13 protein-coding genes and 1 pseudogene are annotated in these 19824 nt (G+C 71.8%); 6 read left to right on the top strand and 8 right to left on the bottom strand.

Going from position 1 to position 19824, the window contains the following annotated elements; genetic code table 11:
• Positions 1-108: 108 nt before the first annotated feature.
• Together AB5J54_RS38335 and AB5J54_RS38340 are read left to right on the top strand one after the other, a co-directional pair.
• A complete protein-coding gene (locus tag AB5J54_RS38335; protein ID WP_369148578.1) occupies positions 109-1308 on the top strand; it encodes an NAD(P)/FAD-dependent oxidoreductase in 1200 nt (399 codons plus the stop codon).
• Positions 1309-1334: 26 nt separating this feature from the next.
• Positions 1335-2285, top strand: a complete 951-nt coding sequence (locus AB5J54_RS38340) for a sigma-70 family RNA polymerase sigma factor (protein WP_369148580.1) — start codon at positions 1335-1337, stop codon at positions 2283-2285.
• Positions 2286-2426: 141 nt separating this feature from the next.
• Here AB5J54_RS38340 and AB5J54_RS38345 read toward each other — a convergent pair whose 3' ends face one another.
• Positions 2427-3293, bottom strand: a complete 867-nt coding sequence (locus AB5J54_RS38345) for an SDR family oxidoreductase (RefSeq protein WP_369148581.1) — start codon at positions 3291-3293, stop codon at positions 2427-2429.
• Between the two features lie 402 nt (positions 3294-3695).
• Here AB5J54_RS38345 and AB5J54_RS38350 point away from each other — a divergent pair, with 402 nt between their 5' ends.
• The 4 genes from AB5J54_RS38350 to AB5J54_RS38365 all read left to right on the top strand — a co-directional run bounded on the left by AB5J54_RS38350 (position 3696) and on the right by AB5J54_RS38365 (position 9712).
• A complete protein-coding gene (locus tag AB5J54_RS38350; protein WP_369148582.1) occupies positions 3696-6524 on the top strand; it encodes an AAA family ATPase in 2829 nt (942 codons plus the stop codon).
• Between the two features lie 150 nt (positions 6525-6674).
• Positions 6675-7157 (top strand): ATP-binding protein, encoded by a 483-nt coding sequence (locus tag AB5J54_RS38355; RefSeq protein ID WP_369148583.1) that lies wholly within the window; start codon positions 6675-6677, stop codon positions 7155-7157.
• A 267-nt stretch (positions 7158-7424) separates the two neighbouring features.
• A complete protein-coding gene (locus tag AB5J54_RS38360; RefSeq protein ID WP_369148584.1) occupies positions 7425-8576 on the top strand; it encodes a tetratricopeptide repeat protein in 1152 nt (383 codons plus the stop codon).
• An 83-nt stretch (positions 8577-8659) separates the two neighbouring features.
• Complete coding sequence (locus tag AB5J54_RS38365) at positions 8660-9712, top strand: polyprenyl synthetase family protein (protein ID WP_369149590.1); 1053 nt, start codon at positions 8660-8662, stop codon at positions 9710-9712.
• A 96-nt stretch (positions 9713-9808) separates the two neighbouring features.
• On the opposite strand, the gene AB5J54_RS38370 is transcribed toward AB5J54_RS38365, so the two are convergent.
• The 7 genes and pseudogenes from AB5J54_RS38370 to AB5J54_RS38400 all read right to left on the bottom strand — a co-directional run.
• Positions 9809-11560 (bottom strand): glycoside hydrolase domain-containing protein, encoded by a 1752-nt coding sequence (locus tag AB5J54_RS38370; protein ID WP_369148585.1) that lies wholly within the window; start codon positions 11558-11560, stop codon positions 9809-9811.
• Between the two features lie 187 nt (positions 11561-11747).
• Complete coding sequence (locus AB5J54_RS38375) at positions 11748-12482, bottom strand: D-Ala-D-Ala carboxypeptidase family metallohydrolase (RefSeq protein ID WP_369148587.1); 735 nt, start codon at positions 12480-12482, stop codon at positions 11748-11750.
• A 270-nt stretch (positions 12483-12752) separates the two neighbouring features.
• The gene (locus AB5J54_RS38380) at positions 12753-13979 is read right to left on the bottom strand and encodes an ATP-grasp domain-containing protein (protein ID WP_369148588.1); all 1227 of its coding nucleotides are present in this window, start codon (positions 13977-13979) and stop codon (positions 12753-12755) included.
• Positions 13980-14084: 105 nt separating this feature from the next.
• Positions 14085-14270: a hypothetical protein gene (locus AB5J54_RS38385; protein ID WP_369149591.1), complete on the bottom strand. Its 186-nt coding sequence runs from the start codon at positions 14268-14270 to the stop codon at positions 14085-14087.
• Between the two features lie 217 nt (positions 14271-14487).
• Positions 14488-15486, bottom strand: a complete 999-nt coding sequence (locus tag AB5J54_RS38390; RefSeq protein WP_369148589.1) for a 1-aminocyclopropane-1-carboxylate deaminase/D-cysteine desulfhydrase — start codon at positions 15484-15486, stop codon at positions 14488-14490.
• A 189-nt stretch (positions 15487-15675) separates the two neighbouring features.
• Positions 15676-19260: an NB-ARC domain-containing protein gene (locus tag AB5J54_RS38395; RefSeq protein WP_369149592.1), complete on the bottom strand. Its 3585-nt coding sequence runs from the start codon at positions 19258-19260 to the stop codon at positions 15676-15678.
• 105 nt (positions 19261-19365) lie between these two features.
• A pseudogene (locus AB5J54_RS38400) lies at positions 19366-19524 on the bottom strand (IS5/IS1182 family transposase); the annotation flags it as partial.
• Positions 19525-19824 lie beyond the last annotated feature (300 nt).

Genomic DNA, 19824 nt, shown 5'->3' on the forward strand with positions numbered 1-19824 from the left:
CTGCTCTGCTGCTATGTGACCCACATCACACGGCATTCCTGTCAGGAATCGGGGCGCTGTCCCGCTCAAGTCGCCGACAGGAAGCAGACGAGCCGACAGGAGCATCACATGAAGCACCGCATCGTCGTTCTCGGCGCCGGCTATGCCGGGGCCTACGCGGCCGGGACCCTGGCCCGGCGGCTGTCCCCGGCGGACACCGAGATCACCGTGGTCAACGCCGAGCCGGACTTCGTCCAGCGGCTACGGCTGCACCAGCTCGCGGCCGGGCAGGAGATCGAAGCTCCGAGGCTCGCCGACGTCTTCACCGGCACGGGGATACGGCTGCGCCTGGCCCGCGTCACCGCTGTCGACCCCGAGCGTCGGGTCGTCGCCGTGGCCGACGCCGACGGCGGCGGGGAGCTCGACTACGACACGCTTCTCTACGCGCTCGGGAGCCACGTCGCCGACCACGGCGTCCCCGGCGTGACCGAGCACGCCTTCCACGTCACCGGTCGCCCGGCAGCGCTGCGCCTGCGCGAGCGCCTGGACGGCCTGAGCGGGCGGGACGAAGGCGGGAGCGTGCTGGTCGTCGGCGACGGGTTGACCGGCATCGAGACCGCCACCGAGATCGCCGAATCCCGCCCCGGCCTGTCGGTGGCACTGGTCGCCCGCGGCGAGCTGGGTGCCTCGCTCTCCCCGGGGGCCCGCGGCCACCTGCGCCGGGCCTGTGACCGGCTGGGCATCACCGTCCTGGAGCACACGAACGTCGAAGCCGTCGAAGCGGTACGGGTGTTGTGCGCCGACGGCACCGCCCTGGCGGCCGACGCGACCGTGTGGACGGCCGGGTTCGCCGTGGATCCCATCGCCGCCGCCGGCGGTCTTGAGGTCACCGCCGACGGTCGGATCGTCGTCGATCGCACCATGCGGTCGGTCTCGCACCCCGACGTCTACGCCGTCGGGGACAGCGCCTGCGCCATCGGCGACAACGGCCGCCCGCTGCCGATGTCCTGCGCTTCGGCCGGCTACACCGGAATGCGGGCGACGGCCGCGATCGTGGGACGCCTGACCGGACGCAGGATCCCGAACACCAAGCTGGAGTACCTGGGCAACCACATCAGCCTCGGGCGGCGGGACGGAATCCTTCAGATGGTCGACGACGCAGCACGGGCGAAGCCGAAGTACGTGGGCGGCAGGAAGGCCGCGCGGATCAAGGCGGGCATCCTCAAGATGTCGCTGTGGACCACCTCGCACCCGACGTTCGGCCTGCCCAGGCGCAAGCGCCCGCTGGCCGCCGAACCGCGTGTGTCGGCCGAGAAGGCGATCGCGTAAGCCGTCTGACACCTAGGGTGGTCCACGTGGACAGCACCGGTACTGATCGCTTCGGCACCGATCGGTTCGAGGCCGGCCGGAACCGGCTGGCCTCGTTGGCGTACCGGCTCCTCGGCTCCGCCGCCGACGCCGAAGACGCCGTGCAGGATGCGTTCCTGCACTGGCAGGCGGCTGACCGGCAGCGGATCGAGGTGCCGGAGGCCTGGTTGACCAAGGTCGTCACCAACCTGTGCCTCGACCGGCTCCGCTCGGCACAAGCCCGCCGCGAACGCAGCGCCGGTGCCTGGCTGCCCGAACCCCTCCTGGACGGCGACCCGATGCTCGGACCGGCCGACACGTTCGTGCAGCGCGAATCGGTCTCCCTGGCCGTGCTGACGCTCATGGAGCGCCTGTCACCCGTCGAGCGGGCCGTCTATGTCCTGCGCGAAGCGTTCGCCTATGGCCACGCCGAGATCGCCGAGATCCTCGACATCACCGAGTCCGCGAGCCAGCAGCATCTTCACCGGGCCCGGCGCCGCATCACCACCGCGCGCCGCGGCGGCGAAGTCGACCCGGCGTCGGCCCGCAGGATCGTCGAGGAGTTCCTCGCCGCTGCCTCCTCGGGCCGCACCGAACGGCTGGTGGCGCTGCTCACCGACGACGCGATCGCGATCTCCGACGGGGCCGGCCTGACCGAGAAGCTGTTGCGGTTCGACACTCCGCAGCGCATCGCCGCCGTCGCACGGGCCGGCTTCAAGCCCACACCCGCCAAGCAGCGCCTTGCCGGCGGCATCTCCGCCGTCCACTACGCGCTCGTCAACGGCGCCCCCGCCATCCTCTTCGTGCCCGGCGACCGAGTCGTCGGCGCCGTGACATTCGACATCGTCGACGGCAGGATCGCCACCGTGCGCGGCATCGCCGCCCCCACCCGCCTCGGTCGCCTCGCCGAAGCCTGGCGGAAGCACGAACCGGACACGCCGCTCATCACGCGCTGGTGACCCGACGCCGACCAGGAGGGTGCTGACGGCGAAGCCGCCGTCTCGCCAGAGGCGATGGACGCCGATCGCGCGCCAGGCGGACTTCGGCGAGGCGCTGTGCAGGGATCCACAGTGCCGTGCCGGCCGCCTCTCGCCGCGATGTCAACGGGTCATGAGCGGTGCCATGAGCTCGCGGGCGAAGTCGTCGACGGATCGTGGGGCGTGCCCGGTCAGCCGGAGCACGGAGTCGGTGGTGTGGTCGTTCGCGCCTTCCCGGAGCAGCTGGAAGACGCCCACCACTCCCTCCGCGAGCCACGCCGGCATGCCCGCCCCGAGCATGCCGGCAAGGGTGGCCTCGTCGGGGACGGAGACGTACTCCACCGCCCGTCCGAGGGCGGTGGAGAGCCGGCCGGCGACCTCCGTGAAGGTGATGGCCTCGGGGCCGGTGATCACCTGGGTCTCTCCGTCCCCGCTCCGGCCGCAGAGCACCGAGACCGCGCAGGCGGCCACGTCACGGGGGTCGATCATGGCGACACGGGCGTCGTCCGCGGGCAGGAAGATCCGTCCGGCCTGCCCGATCGTCGGCAGTGAACCGAGGAGGTTCGACATCAGGAAAGCGGACCGGAGAATCACGTAGGGGATTCCGGCCGAGCGCAGGTGGTGCTCGATGCGGCCGTGTTGATCGGCGAACGTCTTCGCGGAGCCGACCTCGGCTCCGACCGTGGACAGCAGGACGACCCGTCGGACACCGGCCGTGGCTGCGGCCTCGATCGCCTGTGCCGCGTTCTCGACCTGCCGCGGGTCGTTGGCGCAGATGAGAAAGGCCTGCTCGGCGCCCGAGAAGGCGGCACGGAGCGATGCGGGATCGGTGAAGTCCCCTTGCGCAAGGTCGGCGTCGGGGCCGAGTACGGCAGTGGCTCGTTCCGGGTTGCGGGTGAGGGCACGAGGGGGGATGCCTCGCCGGCGCAGCTCGCTCACAGCGTGTCGTCCGACGTTCCCGGTCGCGCCGGTCACCACCACTGTCGTCATCTCGTCGCGTCCTCACGCCGATGGGGAGCCTTGCTTCCCACGTTGTGCGGCACGACCGTCCTGGGCCTGTCAGGACACGCGCGGGTTCACCCGTCAGGACGCCCGTACGGGCCCGGGACGGATCCGGATCTTGGTGCGCCTCGGCAGGCAGGCAGGGATGGGGCTCGACGCCGGGCCACGGCCCGACCGAGGACGGATGGGTGACGCCGGTCGTCAGCAGGACCCCCGCGCGGTGGTGAGGAACCGAAGACCGAGGGCGACGGGCAGGCCGGCTCGGTCACGACGACTCGGCCGCGCTCGCATAGGCTGGAAGGGCCGGGGGCGTCCGGCGACGAGGTGGGTGAGCACGTGGCGGGGTCACTCGGCCAGGGAACGGCCACAACGGTGGGCACGTTCCGTTACGTGGGGCGCCGTCGTGAGCTGGACCTGCTCATGGCCGCGGCGCGGCGCCCGCCGGCGGTGGTGCTGGTCGAGGGCGAAGCCGGGATCGGGAAGTCGCGGCTGGTCGACGAGGCCGCCGCAGCACTGCGCGCCGAGGGCCGGCCGGTCCTCACCGGCTTCTGTCAGCCGCTGCGTGAGCCCTTCCCCTACGGACCGGTGTCCGACGCGCTGACCAAGGCCGGCCAGTGGCTGCCGGACACCGGACTGCCCGAAGCCGTCGGCGCACTGGTCCGGCTCCTGCCGAATCTGGCGGACCGGCTCCCGCCGGCCCCTCCGGAGAGCGGAGGGGAGCAGGCCGAGCGGCTCCGGCTGATCCATGGCGTGCGGGCGCTCCTCGCCGCCCTGGGGCCGACCGTACTGATCATCGAGGACATGCACTGGGTGGACGAGGCCACCAGGGACCTGCTCCTGCTGCTCGCCCGCGACCTGCCGAACGAGCTCGGCCTCGTACTCACCTACCGCGCCGAGGACCTGCCGCCCGACACGTCGGTGCTCGGCGCCGCGTACCGCCACCCTTCGGGCGCGGGCGGCGCGGTGATCAGGCTCGGCCCGCTCACGGCGGAGGACGTGCGGGAACTGGCCTCCGCGGCCCTGGGCCCGGTGGCCACACCCGCGCTGGCCTCCGCGCTGTACGAACGGAGCGAAGGCCTGCCGCTGGTCGCGGAGGAAGACCTGCTCACGCTCACCGAGCAGGGCGGCACGATCGATCAGCGGGAGGCGGTCCTGCGCCTCCAGGACACCGATGTGCCCAAGGGCCTGCGCGAGGCGGTCACCGAGCGGCTGGCCGGCATGTCGCCGGCCGGCTCGGCGATCGTCGCCGCCGCGGCCGTGCTCGCCGTCCCCTCGGACGAGACGCTGCTCGCCGCCGTCGCCGGCCTCGACGCCGAGACCGGCACCGACGGGCTGGTCGAGGCGCTGCGCAGCTCCTTGCTCCGGCAGACGGAAGACCATCGGTACGCGTTCCGGCACGTCCTGGCCCAGCAGGTCGCGTACCAGCACATCCCGGCGCCGCGACGGGACCGGCTGCACCGGTCGGCCGTAGCGGCCCTTCAGGAGCTGGCGCCGCCTCCGCTCGTGCAGATCGCCCATCACACTCTGGCGCTCGGCGACCGCGCCGCGTGGCTGCACCGGGCCGAGGAGGCCGCCGAGCAGGCCGCTGCCGTCGGAGACCAAGGAACAGCTGCCGCACTGCTCCATCAGATCCTCGACGAGCCCGGACTCGACACCGAGCGCCGCTCCCGCGCCGCCACCGTGCTCGCGCGGATCGCGTACAACGGTGTCGACTTCACCTCCGCCGCGAGACTGCTGCGGCGGCTGGTGGAGGACCCGCACCTGCCCAGGGCGGTCCGGGGGGAGATCCGTATGGGGCTCGGCCTGCTGCTCCTGAACGAATCCGCCTCCCCGTCATGGGTGAGCGAACTCGAACTCGCGGTCGAGGAACTGTCGGAGCGTCCCGCGACGGCCGGTCGGGGGATGCTCGCCCTCGTACTCAACGAGCGGGCCGGTCCCGAGTGGGCGGAACACTGGATGGACCGGGCCCGGCAGGCGCTCGACGAGAGCGGGGACGAGGCTCTCCAGGCCGCCTACGACGCGACGTGGATGACCCTGCTCGGCTGGCGAGGGGACCGTGCGATCTGGGACGTGCTCGACCGGCTGCCGCGGGATGCGGACTCCCCGGCCGAGCTCTGGCAGACCGCCCGAGCACTGCACAACGTCGCCGAGGCGGCCATCGCGCTCGGTCACGACGGCCGTGCCTCCGGGCTGGTCACGGAGAGCCGGGAGCAGGGCCGCCGGGCCGGTGCGGTGATCGTGGAGTGCTACGGGCTCGTACTCGATCTGTGGCTCGACACCCTCGCCGGGCGCTGGGACGGTCTTGAGGACCGCTTCGACGCGCTGATCGCCGCATATCCGGACATCAGCGTGCCCCATGTGGAGCGCTTGCTCGCCCTCGGCACGCTGGCGTTCGCACGAGGACAGCGCGACCTGGCACTGGAGCACTTCGACCGGGCGGCGAAGCACGGAGCACGACAGATCGCCGTGAGCACCGAGCTGCGCGGCACCGCCGGCCTCATGTCCGTCCGGCTCGCCCAGGGAGCCGAAGAGGAGGCGTGGGCGGCGGCCGGGCCCGCCCTTGCCGCGCTGCGCAGCGCGCAGGCCTGGACCAAGGCGACGGGACTGGTTCCCGTCGCCGTCGAGGCGGCGCTCGCCTGTGGCGACCGCGCCTCCGCCCGGCAGCTCGTCGAGGAGGCGCATCAGGGGCTCCGGGGCAGCGACGCTCCGGCGGCGGTGGCGGAGATCCACGTGGCCCGTGGACTCCTCGGCCTCGAGGACGACCCCGAGCATGCGGCGGAGGAATTCGGGGCTGCCCGGCGCGGGTGGCTTGACATCGGGCGCCCGTACGAGGCGGCGCGTGCGACCGAACGCCAGGGTCATGCGCTGGCCCTGGCCCGAAAGACCGATGAGGCGACAGAGCTCCTGGTGGCGGCCGTCGACACGTACTCCGCACTGGGCGCGCGGGCCGACGTCTCCCGCTGCCGGCATCTGATGCGGGATCTCGGTCTCACCCGGCCCGGCACCCCGGGTCGCCGCGGTTACGGGGACCGGCTGTCGCCGCGCGAACGGCAGGTGGCAGAGCTGCTGGCGGCCGGCGCGACCAACCAGGTCATCGCGGACACCCTGTACCTGTCGCCGCGGACCGTCGAGAACCACGTGGCCAGCGTGCTGCGCAAGCTGCGCACCACGCGCAAGGCCGTGGCGGGCGCGCTCGGGGAGCCCGGGCCGGACGGCTGAGGTGATGCCGGGCCGCAGGACCGGGAGGGATTGCTTCCCACAGGTCCGGTTGTCTTGCGTACCCCTAAAAGCGCCGACCCGGATGGTTTGCCTCGGGGCCGGCCCCCATCGTGGAGAGCGGGGGATCCGTCCGCAGTCTCGGGAGACCAGATGTCCGCCATCCCGCATCTCAGCCCGGCCGCCCTCGTCGAGGACCGGGCCGGCGTCCACTCGATGCACCGGCCGGACCTGCCGTGCGCCGAGCGGCGGACCGCAGGCTGCCTGACGGCCGCGACCGCTGCTTCGGTGCCGGTCCTCCGGCGGTTCGCTCGTGGTGTGGCGGCACGCTGGAGCCTGCCGACCGGGGTCGACGAAGCCCTGGGACTCGTGGTGAGCGAGCTCGTGGGCAATGCGGTACGGCACAGCGGCGGCCCGGACGTCGCGCTGTTGCTCTCCGCCGACCTCTCGACACTCGCCGTCGAGGTCAAGGACAACGGTCGGTGGCGGTCGCGCGCCGGCCGGCCGCGCCGCGAGGACGAGCTCGTCTGCGGCGGACGCGGCCTGGAGATCGTCGAAGCGTATGCGCTGTGCTGCATCGTTCGCGCAAGGCGCGACGGTACCCACGTCATCGCCGAGATATCACTCAGGAATTGATCGGGTACGCGTACCTATTGATGACGAATGAATCTTCCGAACTTCCTGTGATCGGTTCGGAGAGCGGGACCGTGCTGACCGCACCTGCCGGTCCGGGAGACCCGGCGTACATCTCGCTGACGAGTCGTCGACAGCCGCGTAGCACTTGAGGACTATCCCGCGTCCGTAGGGAGGCGGACTTCTCGGCCGAGAGGGAACCCCGGCCCGCGGTCGCCGTCTTGGTTCCCGTGTCGACTTGATCGTCGAGTCGACACGAGGAGGGGTGTGATGGCAGGTCAGGTGTGCAGGACGAGGCGGGCGAAGGCATCGGCGCCGGAGTACCAGGGTGCTCTCGAATCGTTGTCGGTGAACGCCTCACTCCCCGAGGTGCTGGCCCGGGGCATGGAGGAGCTGCGGACGGCGGAACGGGCCGGGGACCGGCGTGAGGAGGCGCGCTGCGGGCTGGCCGTGGCGGAGGCCTGCCGCAGGCTGGGGCGCATAGAGGAGGCCGACCGGGCGTGGAAGGCGAGCTACCGCGCGGCGCGTGCGGCCGGTCACGAGGGGGCCATGGCGTGGGCTCTGTGGAGCGGCGGCACGCTGGCCCGACAGCGCGGAGCATTCAGGCTGGCGTACCGGCTGCTGAGGCTGGCCGCCGAGACGGGCGAGCGGGGTGGTGACGTCGTCGTGCGCGGCTACTCGCTGGCGGGACTCGCCGAGACCGGGCGCATCCAGGGCGACTACGCGGCGGTGAGGAGGCTGCACGAGCAGCTGCTTGCCGAGGCCCGCCGCCGAGGCGAGGCCCGGCACACGGTGTGGGCGCTGGAGGGCATCGCGCAGATGCACCGCAACACGGGCGCATACGACGAGGCCCTGGCCCTGTTCGAGGAGGCGGCCGACACGGCGTCCCGAGCCGAGGACCGGCGCGGGTGGGCATGGGCGCTGCGCGGCATCGCGGACGTGGTGTCCGTGCGCGACGCCGACGTGGAACGCGCCCTGTCGCTGCTGTCCCAGGCGGAGGAGGCCTGCCGGGAGATGCGGCTGTCCAGCGCGCTCGCCTACAACCACAAGATGCGCGGCAACGTGCTGTACCGGGCGGGCCGCTACGAGCAGGCCCGTGAGATGTACGCGCTGGCCCTTGAGGAGTTCCAGGAGATGGACGAGCCGCGCGGGACGGCGCTGTCGCGACTGGGGCTGGTCAAGGCCTCCGCCCATCTGGGCCGCGACGCCGCGCACACTGCCGCGGACCTGGCCGAACTGCGCTCGACGCTGGACCGTATCGGGCTGCGGCATGCCCGGGACATGGTGGACAAGGCAGTAGCCGAACTGGGGGTCGGGGCGCTGCCGGACCCCGGCGGCCACGAGCAGGGCGCCGCGAGGCCCGTGCTGCCGGCGGTCGGGGCCGAGGCGCTTCGGGCCGCTGATGTGGAGGGCCTGCGGTGAGCGCCGTCCCGACACCGTTCTCGCCGGGCGCTGTCGTCCTGGCCGCGGTGCGTTCCTCTCATGATCACGGCATTGATCGCGAGATTGATCACGACGTCGATCACGACGCAGCGACGGTCCGTGTCCTGGAGCGTTGTCGTGAACTCGTCCGACCTGCGCTGGTGGAGGCGGTGGGCAGCCTCCATCCGTGGACCGGTGAGATGGCGGCGTACGCGCTGGGCTGGTCCGACACGGCCGGTACTCCGGTGTCCGGCGGGTCCGAGGGCAAGGGAGTGCGCCAGGCGCTCGCCGTGCTCGGGGCGGAGGCGGTCGGGGCTGATGGCGCGGAGGCCGTTCCCGGCGCCGTGGCCGTCGAACTCGTGCACACCTTCTCGCTCCTCCACGACGACATCATGGACGGCGACGCCCTGCGCCGGCAGCGGCCCGCGGTGTGGAAGGCATACGGGACCGGCCCGGCCGTTCTCGCGGGCGACGCGCTTCTCGCCCAGGCCGTGACCACCCTGGCCGAGGCGCCGGGCCGGCACGCGGCGGCCGCGGTCCGCTGCCTCTGCCGCACCCTGAACGCGCTGGTGTCCGGCCAGGCGCAGGACCTGCGCTTCGAGCACCGTCCGTGGTACGGCCCCGGCTCGGTCGGACTTGAGCAGTACCGGTGGATGGCCGAACACAAGACAGGCGCCCTGCTGGGCTGCGCCGTCGCACTCGGCGCGGTCCTCGGCGGCGCCCCGGACCGGACCGTGACCACGCTCGAAAGGGCGGGGCGCCATCTCGGCCTCGCCTTCCAGGCGGTGGACGACATCCTCGGCATCTGGGGCGACCCCGCCGTGACCGGCAAACCCGTCCACGCCGACCTGCGCAGGGGCAAGAAGACCTACCCGATGCTCGCCGCACTGGCCGGTGGAGGCAGCGCCGCGCACGAACTGGCGGCGCTGCTCGACCCTCCCCGGCCGCTCGACCACGAGGGCGCCGCACGCGTCGCGGCACTCGTGGAGGAGCTGGGCGGGCGGACCGCGACCCGCGACGAAGCGCGCCGGCACCTGGACACCGCCCGCCGCGCGCTGCGCGACGCGTCCCTCACGCACACCGCCGTACAGCAATGGGACAGGCTGTTCACGTACGTGCTCGACCGGACCAGGTGATCACCGTTCCGCCGGGGTGATCACCCCGGCGGTGACAGCTCGGCGCGTGCGGTGACCCGCGAACGGTCTCACGAGGTCCGTCTCACGAGGTCTTCCTCACCTTCCCGACTGGAGGGCGCCCCAGGTGCCGGAGCCGACGATGCCGTCGACCGCCAGGGCGCGTGAGGACTGGTAGTCGCGCACGGACTGGTCGGTGCCCGGACCGAAGGCGCCGTCGACGGCCACCGTCCGGCCGAGCGCGGCGGTCAGGGCGCGCTGCAGTCGGGTGACCGCTTCTCCCGTCGAGCCGTTCTGGACGGTGGGGGTGGTTCCGCGGGACAGCAGCGCGGTCCAGGTCTTCGGCCCGATCGCTCCGTCCGCGGTGAGCCCCGTACCGGTCTGGAAGTTCTTGGTCGCGGTGGTCGTGGAGGAGCCGAACACCCCGTCCGGGGCGCCCGGGTCGTATCCGGCGGCCTTGAGCAGGCACTGGGCCGCCTTGACCTGGTCGCCGGTCGATCCGCTCTGGACCGTGGGGTACGTGGTGAAGTCGAGGTTCGTCCCCGTGCAGGTGGGCGCGGGCGGTGTGCCGGTGCCCACGTCCAGGTAGTCGCGGTCGATGTTGATCGAGTAGCCGCCGTACGACTCGGAGACCTCGCCCGCGTACTGGTGGACGCGCTGGTGGCCGGCCCAGTAGGTGGACGGGACGTAGGAACCGGTGTTGGTGTCGGCGGCGCCGTTCCACCAGCCGTAGAAGATGTGGTCGACCCGCGTGTAGGCACTGTCGCCGTACTCGCTCGCGGCGTCCTTGATGCCGGAGGACGCGCTGGAGTAGAAGCCCGACAGATAGCCGCCGCTGTGCAGCCGTTCGGTCCAGCCGGACAGGTACGACAGCACGGCCGCCTTGCAGGAGGCCGTGGAGGCGTATCCCTCGATGTCGCTGTAGACGGCGCTGCCCGCGGGGATGCCGAGGTTCGCCGCGGCGGTGAGGGCGGCCGCCGCCGCCGTGACGCCCTGGGACTTGGCCGTGGCGGGGTCGCTGGACATCCTCAGCGAGAAGCTCGTGCACGGGGCCTGGCGGCCGACGTCGATGGGGATCAGCCGCCAGCCGTTGCCGGTCTGACCGGTCACCCAGCTCGCGGTCAGATTCGGCTGCGCGCAGCCGCGGAAGGAGCCGCTGATGTAGACGCCGACCGCGCTGTACGGCGAGCCGGCCTGCCAGGCGTTCATGGCGGCCTGGGAGGGCGCGGCGCAGGTGTCGAAGCCCTTGCCCAGGTAGCTGCCGGGTTGCGGCCCGGCCGCGGTCAGGGGAGCGGCGTCGGGCCGTCGGGCTGTGCGGGGCAGCTCGGTGCGCCGGGCACCCGGGGTGAGTTCGGCCGAGGCCAGAACGCCCCGCACCAGTTGCTCGGTCGCCGGGGTGTGGGCGGCGGTGACGAGTACACCGGCGTCCTCGACCGCGATCTGGATGGTGTCGTTGCTGGACACGGCGGTCGGGGCGGTGGCCTTGCCGCGTGGAGTCCGCGCGGTCGCCGCCGTCGCCTGTCCGGCGGAGCGGGCGGTGAGGGGCTCCACGACGACGCCAGCCGTACGGCCCACGAGGTGTGCGGGGCAGTCGCTCTGCTCGGCGGGCTCGCCCAGGTAGACGGCGGGTCGGTCGAACCGGAGGCAGGCCTGCGGATTTTCGGCCAGATCGACGACCTGCCAGTCGGCGGGGACCTCGATGCGGTAGCCGTGGTAGCTGACGGCCTGTCGGCCGGCCCCGGGCGGTGGGGCGGCAGAGGCGGATCCGGGCGCGACGAACGCGCCGACACCGGCGAGCACCGCCAGCGTGGCAGTTCCGGCACGGACGCGCCAGGGGATGCGGGAGGACATCAGGGCACTCCTACTCGATGCGGGGAGGGGAGAGAGTGATGGGCCAGGTCTGTTCGGGGCGGGGGTGAGCGGTGCCCGTCCGGAGGGTCGGAGTCCTGCCGGCCTCGCGCCTCGCGGCCGGTGCGGGCCCTCCTCCGGGCCGGAGCCGGTCCGGGGGAGAGCCCGCTGTCCGTGTCGTACGTACGGGTCAGACGCCGCAGTTGGGCGCGGACCAGGATCGGCTGGTGCGTCCGTCCACGTGCGTGTGGTCGTTGTGGTCGGGGTAGCCGGGACCGAAGATGCCGCCGAAGCCGTGGTAGCGGGCCCGCTGGGCCAGCGTGCACAACGACGGGCTGCCGGTCAGGTCGGCGGCATCACCGTACAGGTGCCGGCTGTTCGAGGCGCCGCCCACCGCGCTGTTGCAGGCGTACGAACGGAATCCGCTGGTCACGGTCAGCGGCACGTCGCCCAGGGCGTGTCGCATGGCCTCCAGCTTCCACATCGTCTGCAGGGCGTTGGCCTTGGCCGTCGCGGCGCTGACCGCGCCGCCGGACCAGTCGGAGTTGCACTTGTTCAGTTCGGCGTAGGTGAAGTGGGCGGGGGTGCAGTCCGGGTCCTGCAGGGCGTAGATCTTGCTGAACGTCTGAGAACCGGCGATGCCGTCCGCGGGCAGCCCGTACGCCTGCTGGAATCGGGTCACCGCGGCCTTCGTGGCCGGGCCGAATGCGCCGTCGACGGCGATGACTTCGCCGTACGCCGCGTGTCCGGCCACGCGGATCTGCAGCTGCGTCACGTCGGAGCCCGACATGCCCTCGGACAGCGTGCGGCCCCAGGTGTAGCACTCGTCGGCCTGGGCGGATGCGGCCGTGAACAGCATCCCACCCAGCGTTGCCGCCATGACCATGACAAGTGAGAGGGTGAGTCGGATGGTGCGCCGAAGCATCGCGTCTCCGTCCTGAGATCTGATTCCCCGTCGAGGGGCTCAGGCGAGTGTGATGTGTGGATGCGGTGCGTGTCCACACCGTCACCATCCGCCACAGGACCAGACCTTCGGCACGACCCTTTCCGCAGGTCGACGGTCGTGGTGACGCCGATCGCACACCGGCCCGGATGCGCGCCGATTCGGATGGCCGAGGCCCCAGGGGACCGGGTCACCACTCTGCCCGGCATCCGGTCGTACCTGCCGGCCAAGTCGTCCAAGTGGGCGTTCTGTTCAGACGTCCACGGAACTCCAGCCGTAGACGAAGCGCAGCATGCCGGTTGCCTCGCGGGCACGCTCGAGCGCCTGCCGCGGTGAGTCGCCGACGGCGAGGACCCGGCCGGAGCGGTCGAAGTTGTTTCGTACGACGGGTTGCCGACTGCCCGGTTCCTTCAGAAGCGTGACCTCTCGGACGTGGGGGAGGCTGCGGACCCGCTCGACGCCCTCGACCGCGAGGAGGGTGTGCGTCGGGGAGCCGGAGGGTGCCGCGTACCAGGCCGCGGCGCTGCGCTCGTGGACGACCTCGTCGGGCAGCAGCAGGCCGATGTCCTCGCCGATGCTCTGGCGTGCCACCATGTCGTACATGTCCACTCCGGTGGAGAGGCGGACGAGGTCCATGATCGCGTCGCCGCCGATCCGGTTGTGCATCTCGATGATCCGTGGGCCGTGCTCGGTCACCATGACCTCGGTGTGCGAGGGACAGTCGTGGAAGCCGAACGCGTCGAGGACCTCGGTGACGTACGCCGAGACGGCTGCGTGGCCGTCCGCCGTCAGCGGCGCGGGGATCACGTGGCCCCGGGAGACGAAGGTCACGGGATCGGTGAACTTACGGGTGACCGCGATGATGTGGTGGCGGCCGCCCGTGGAAAGGGCCTCGACACTGAACTCCTCACCATCGAGGAACTCCTCGACCACCACCCCCCTCTCGATGTGGTACGGGCCGACCCGGCGCAGCGCCGCCCCGATGTCCTCCGTGGTGTCGATGCGGGACACACCCAGGCTGGCCTCGGTGTCCACGGGTTTGACCATGCAGGGCAGGCCGATCTTCCCGATGGCCGCGAGCACGTCCCGGCGGCCGCGAGCGAAGACGAAGCGGCAGCTGGGGAACGCGTGCTCGTCGAGGATCCGCCTCATCCGGGCCTTGTCCAGGACCCGCTGGAACAGCGCGACGTCGACCGTGGTGGGCACGCCCAGCCGCTCGCTGACGGCGCCCACGATGGGGTAGGTGTGCTCGTTGTACGCGGCCACGGCGTCGAAGGGTTTCCGACGGTGCAGGACTTCGGCGGTCTCGGCCCACATGTCCGTGTCGGCTTCGTCGTCGAGGATCACCACATGGGCGTACGGGCCGACCGCGTCCTCACGTCGGGCCCTGCCACGGGGGACGAAGAGCACCATCTCGTGGCCCTGCTCACGCAGCCGTTCGTGGCACACCCTGTTGGTGCCGATCACGAGAACTCGCATGATCCCTCCGGTGGTGCGGCGCGGGCACGGAACCCGGCTGCCGCACAGCGTCTCGGTGGGGTCTCCCCACCTCTCAGGACGACCATCCCGCCATCTCCGCGGCGCTCACGGTCGCCGCGCCGCGCCAGGACCCTCGGCCAACGGCACGGAGTCGATCCGGACGAGGTCGCGCGCAGCCTCGGCCTTGGCCACGGCGTCCTCCGCGGTGTCGCCGGCGCAGAGCACGTAGCCCTGCCGGGAGTCGGAGGCCGAGTGGCGCGCGCGTGCGTGGGCGGGACGGCACGGGGGGATCGTACGTCCGGTTCAGCCGACGACGGGTTCGACGAGGCCGGTCGCGACCAGGCCCGCGAGGCCGGATGCCATTCCGGCGGGGTCGGAGCCCGCGTGCTCGAGCGGGAAACCCGCCGCACTTTCGCCAGGGACGCGGGAGGCCCCTCACTGGTGGCTCAGCACGGGGACCACCTGTTCGCCTGGGTCACGGACGAAGAACACGTGGCCTGATGCCACGTCATCGCGGGCCGTGGGTCTGCAGGAAGACCACCGGGCCGCCGTCCAGCTGCCCCGCCGCTTCGAGGTCGAGCAGGGCCGCGAGCGCCTTGGCGGTGTACGTGCGTTCCAGGCTCAGGCCGGCCTCCGCCGAGGCGAGGGCGAGGGCGCGGTCGCCGGCTGCGGTGGGGTGCGCGTAGCCGTCCCCCAGCCAGGCCGTCTCCGTGCGGATCGCGTCGGGGGCGGTCTCGATGCCGGGCAGATCGGCGCCCCGGGCCCTGAGCAGGGCAGTGGAGCGGCGGGCCAGTTTGAGGAGCGTGGCGGAGTCCAGCCGCAGGGTGTCGTTGACCACGACGCCGAGGACGCGGGTGCGCAGCCCGGCGAGCCGCACTCCGAGGGCGAGCCCCGCGGCCGTACCGCCGGATCCGACGGCGGTGACGAGCCAGGTCGGCTCCGGCAGCTCCCCGGCCTCGACCTGGGCACCCAGCTCCAGGGCGATCTCGACGGCACCGAGCGCGCCCAGCGGCGAGGAGCCGCCCGCCGGGAGGTAGTACGGCGGAGTGAGGCCGTGGATGTGCCGGGCGAAGAGCCAGGGCGCGGCCAGGACCAGCCTCGCCTTGGTGTGCAGGACGTGCAGCGTCGCGCCGGATGCGCGCAGCCGTTCCAGCTGGGCCCGCACGTGCTCGTCGACGGGGTGGTCGATCAGGCCCAGGGCCACCCCGAACCCCCTCTCCCGCGCGTACGAGGCGGTGGCGAGGCCCCAGTTGGTGCCGAGGCCGCCGACCGTGAGGATGGTCCTCGCGCCGCGTCGCCGGGCTTCCGGCAGCAGCCACTCCAGCTTGCGGACCTTGTTGCCGCCCCAGCCGCCGTCGCCGTATCCGCCCTCGTCCTTGACCCACAGCTCGGAGTGCCTGCCCAGGCCGGACAGTCGCCGGACCGGCGTGGGGCCCTCGCCCAGCCGGAGGAAGGGCAGCGAGCCGGCCAGTTCGGGGCAGCGGGTGTGCAGCAGCGGCGGTGGCATGAAGGAGACGGTAGAACACCAGGCCGAGGATCTGACCGGCTTCGGCAATGACTGCCTCAGGTGATCGGCAGCGTGCCCAGGTTGGGCGGACGCCCGCCCCCGCCCTGCCGCTCTGCCAGGGGACGGACTGGCCGGCCGCGGTCGACGCGGATGCCGAGTGGGAACGCCGGCCGTTCCTGCAGTCAGCACCTATGCGGTCGGCGGGGGAAGGAAGGTGAAGCCGTGCAGACCCCGCGTGCTGCAGGCGACCATGCCGAGATCGTTGCCGCCGGTCCAGGAGCAGGTGAGCAACGGTGCCTCCGTACGCATCATCGTTACTCGTCTGCGTGTTGCCCTGTGCCAGACCTCGATGGTTCGTGGCGAGGACACGACGCTGATCCACACCCCGTCGGGAGAGATGGCGATGCTCTTCACCGGGCTCGAAGCGGTGCGGAAGGTTCCCGTGACGGTGCCCCGGGTCACGTCCAGGACGCAGATGGTCCCGTGCAGGTCTCCGCTGGCGAGCCAGGTGCCGTCCGAGGCGATCGCCGTGCTCGTCACCGCGGCCGGGTGCCGGGCGGTCCTGCGCGGCTTTCGAGATGCGACGTCCCAGACCTTGATCTGTGCGTCAGCACCGCCTGTCACGATCCAGCTGCCGTCCGGTGCCGAGGCCGCAGTGGTCACCTTCCCCCGGTGACCGGCCACGGCCAGAGACGTGTCCTCCGGAGCTCCGGGCGCCCAGAACATGACCCTCCCGTCCGCGGTACCCGCGGCGATCGTGCGGTCGGGGGTCACGGCGAGGGCGGTGATCGTCGCTTCGTACCACTGGTACCGGTGCAGCCGCTCTCCTGACGTGTCGAACAACCGTATGTGAGCGCTGCCGTTGCCCGGGGTCGTCCACGTCCCCTCCTCACACGCGGCGATGAGCGTGCCATCTGGAGACAGGGCCGCGAACGGTTCGTAGCCGTGACGGAAGGGCTCGTACCGATCGTAGAGCGGCAGCTCCGTCGCCCGGCCGGCTCCCGGCTCCACGGGAGATCTCCGCACCGAAAGGTGACCGACTGTGCTGAGGACTACGAGGTGTTCACCGCCTGCGGATACGGAGGCCCTGAGGGCGGATCGCGTAAAAGCGCCCCCACCGCCCTCCGACGGCACGGTGCGCGGTCTCTCGCGCCGTAGGTCCCACGTCCTGACCGTCCCGTCGGACCCCGCGGTCATGAACCAGGACCCCGAATGGGCGAAGGCCACGTCGTTCACCGCCCCCAGGTGCCCGGTTGCGACGAGCTGGGAGCCGCTGCCGAGGGGCTGGATCCGAGTCGCGCCGGTAGGGCCCGCGATGGCGATGAGGTCGCCACCGTCGGAAACGGCGAGAGCGGTCACCGGCCCGGCATCCACGATGCGTTGTGCGTTTTCGCCGTCCAACGCCGGCACTGCGCGATGGGTGGGACGGCTCACCAAGTACAGTCCGCTGCTCGTGGACAGGACGACCCCACGATGACGGGCCACGGCGACAGGGCCGACATGGACGTCTTCGGTGGAGACGGGGGTGGTGCGCCGGGACGTGCCGGTCTCCCACCGCACCACTTCTCCTTGGCAGGTGGAGAAGAAGTGTGAGCCGTCCGGGTGGAAGGAGATCCCCTTGATCGGCCCCGCGTGGTGCTTGAGCTTTGCGCTGCAGGAGCCGTCATTCGGGTTCCAGACTCTGAGCGTGCGATCCGTGCTGCCGGTGACCAGCAGACTGTCGTCGGGGGAGAGCGCGAGTGCGGTCACCGCCTTGTCGTGGCCGGAGAAGGTTTCCGCGCACGTCCAGGTCGCCGTCTCCCACTTCTTCGCGGTCCCGTCCGCGCTCCCCGTCACCAGCCAGGAGCCGTCCGACGCTACGGAGATGGCAGCCACCCGGTCCGTGTGCGCCCGCACCGTGGCCAGACGACGCCAGGCACGTGTCTCCCACACGTGGAGGCTGCCGTCCGCACAGCCGCCGACCAGCCACCCGTCATCGGGGGCCACGGCGAGTGCGGTGACAGGACCGGGGTGGACCAGCGAGCTGCGCAGGAGGCCGTCGGTCAGGTCCGGTGGCTCCCACCGTTGCGCAAGCCCCGGTCCCGTCCGGTCGCGGGCCAGCGCGGCGATCTGACCACGCCAGGCCGAGCGATGTCCGAGCCTGCTGTGGAGGACGTGCTTCAGCGCGTGCTCGGGGTTGGTGGGTGTGAGCAGGTGCGCGACGCGGGACAGCTCCCGGACACGTTGTGCTGCCTCGCGGGTGCCCAGCTGGGCGAGGTCGCTGTACGGCGCCACCGGGCCGCGCTGGTACAACCGGCGTTCGATCCACCGCAGGTCCTGGGCGACCGTGCGGGCCAGTTCGGAGCGGTCGGCAGCGATCAGGTGTGTGATCAAGTGATCGAGCGCGTAGCCGTACGGGGTTTCCCACCAGCTCGTCTCGGGCGAGGGATCATCCACCACCAGCGGTTCGGCCGGCGCCAGGCCAAGGGCCATGGCGCGCGTGAGCTTGTCGTGCACGAGGCTCAGTTGTCCGTCGGTCAGTTGTCGCTGCAGGTAGTCACGGACGACGTCGTGCAGCGAGATGGATCCACTGCCTTCGCTGTGCAGTGTCAGCAGGGACAGGTTCGCCAGCGTGCGGATCAGCTCACGGGCGCGGCTCCCGTCGTGCTCCCCGTGCCAGAGGCGAGCTACCAGTGCGACCGGGATGCTTTCGTCCTCGGCGAACACGCCCAGTTCGATGAAACGCCGTGTGTCCTCGGGAGTGAGCAGACGCGTGGCAGCCTCCACGGTCGCCCGGACGGCCTTGCGCCGCTCCTTGGGGTCGTCGACATCGAGCGGCACCGTCGGATCGACGCCGACCGGACCGTGCGCCCGCAGCCGCTCCAGCACGTCGCGTGTCGCGTCCGCAGGGTCGGCCCCCGTCTCCAGGTCGGCGGCGATGAGACGATTGGCCAGGCGGAGCAGGAGGGGCCATCCTCCCGTCACGGCGAGGATCAGCTCGGTCGTGGCCCGGGGCAGTTCCGGGAGTCCCCAGGTCAGCGCTGCGCGGGCTTGGTCGTCGGACATGGCGTCGACCCGTACGTGATGGGCGTCGCCGGGCAGCGCTTTGGGGACGCGGGTCGTGACCAGGCGTACGACGTCGCGTCCACCGTGCAGGAACGGCTCGAGCTGTTCCCCTTCCCAGACATCGTCCAGCACCAGCAGGGTCCGCGGCTGCTCGTCCAGGAGCCGGCCCAGGTGGGCCCCGGCCAGTCCGGGGTCGTCGAACGTGGTGGTGTCCCCGGTGACGAACCTGGTGACCTCGGCGACCTTGGCAGCCAGGGCCTCACGACCGCGCACCTCGCGCCCGATCGTCACGACGAAGATCCGTCCCCGGAACCGTCTGCGGACCTTGGGGTCCGCGCACGCCATCTCGGCCAGCGTCGTCTTCCCGAAGCCACCGGCTCCCCGCAGAGCAGTGGTGATGCCGATCGTCCCTTGCGCCCGCCGGCACAACGCCTTGATCACATCGCGGGACTCCGAGCGCGCGACCACCCACTCCGGTACGGGCGGCACCGCCGGTACCGGCGGCCCGGTCGGGGTCCACCGGCTCGTCAGGCGCTGGAGCAGGAGGCTGAGCAGCACCCCGACCACGGTGAGCAGCGCTCCCGCGGCCCAGGGATACTCCCTCAGCACGTCCAGCGGCCCCGGCCAACGCTCCTGCGAGGAAGCCTGGTTGGTCGCCAGACCCGGCAGCGTGACCACCACGGGGCTCGTCACGGCCAGGGCGAACAGCCCCGCTGCCCGCAGCGTCATCGTTCTCAACCGCACCCCCCGATGCCGTCCCTTAGCAGAGGGACGACCTGGCGTACCGCGGAGTTCCCCGTCGGCCACACGGCCACACTCAGAGGGTGTCTTGTCGAGATCGTAGGTGGATCCGGGTAGCACGGGCGTGGCCGGCAGCAGTCGCCCGAAAGGATCGGGGAGGACCTGAATGTTCATGCCGTGGCGTTCGTGTTTGCCCGAGTCGGCGGCGCTCCGGTCGATCGGCAGCAGGGTGCCGTCCAGGATCACGAACGCTCGGTATGCGCAATGCGCATCACCTCGGCACCCCCCCCGCTTGGGCGGGGCGGCCCCGGACCGAAGTAGGAGCTGGGCGAGGGATTCCACGGCCCAGCTGCCAGTGCCGCGCGTTCGCCGTCCGCTTCCCGGTCAGTTCGGCGACCCGCTTCGGCTTCTGCGCGGCCTTGCCCTTCGGTAATTTCCCGCGGCTCGACAGCACCGGAGTCCCACCGGTAATCGGCTCCTCCGGCCCGCCCGACTCGCCCTCGTCCTCCGAGAACCAGCCGGCGAAGCCGTCGAAGACACCCTCGCCGCTCT

The sequence above is a fragment of the Streptomyces sp. R44 genome (assembly GCF_041053105.1).
Taxonomy (GTDB): domain Bacteria; phylum Actinomycetota; class Actinomycetes; order Streptomycetales; family Streptomycetaceae; genus Streptomyces.

Coding starts and splice junctions, on each gene's coding strand:
- AB5J54_RS38335 (WP_369148578.1), top strand. CDS start 109: ATGAAGCACCGCATCGTCGTTCTCGGCGCCGGCTATGCCGGGGCCTAC.
- AB5J54_RS38395 (WP_369149592.1), bottom strand. CDS start 19,260: ATGACGCTGCGGGCAGCGGGGCTGTTCGCCCTGGCCGTGACGAGCCCC.
- AB5J54_RS38390 (WP_369148589.1), bottom strand. CDS start 15,486: ATGCCACCGCCGCTGCTGCACACCCGCTGCCCCGAACTGGCCGGCTCG.
- AB5J54_RS38360 (WP_369148584.1), top strand. CDS start 7,425: ATGGCAGGTCAGGTGTGCAGGACGAGGCGGGCGAAGGCATCGGCGCCG.
- AB5J54_RS38345 (WP_369148581.1), bottom strand. CDS start 3,293: ATGACGACAGTGGTGGTGACCGGCGCGACCGGGAACGTCGGACGACAC.
- AB5J54_RS38355 (WP_369148583.1), top strand. CDS start 6,675: ATGTCCGCCATCCCGCATCTCAGCCCGGCCGCCCTCGTCGAGGACCGG.
- AB5J54_RS38380 (WP_369148588.1), bottom strand. CDS start 13,979: ATGCGAGTTCTCGTGATCGGCACCAACAGGGTGTGCCACGAACGGCTG.
- AB5J54_RS38370 (WP_369148585.1), bottom strand. CDS start 11,560: ATGTCCTCCCGCATCCCCTGGCGCGTCCGTGCCGGAACTGCCACGCTG.
- AB5J54_RS38375 (WP_369148587.1), bottom strand. CDS start 12,482: ATGCTTCGGCGCACCATCCGACTCACCCTCTCACTTGTCATGGTCATG.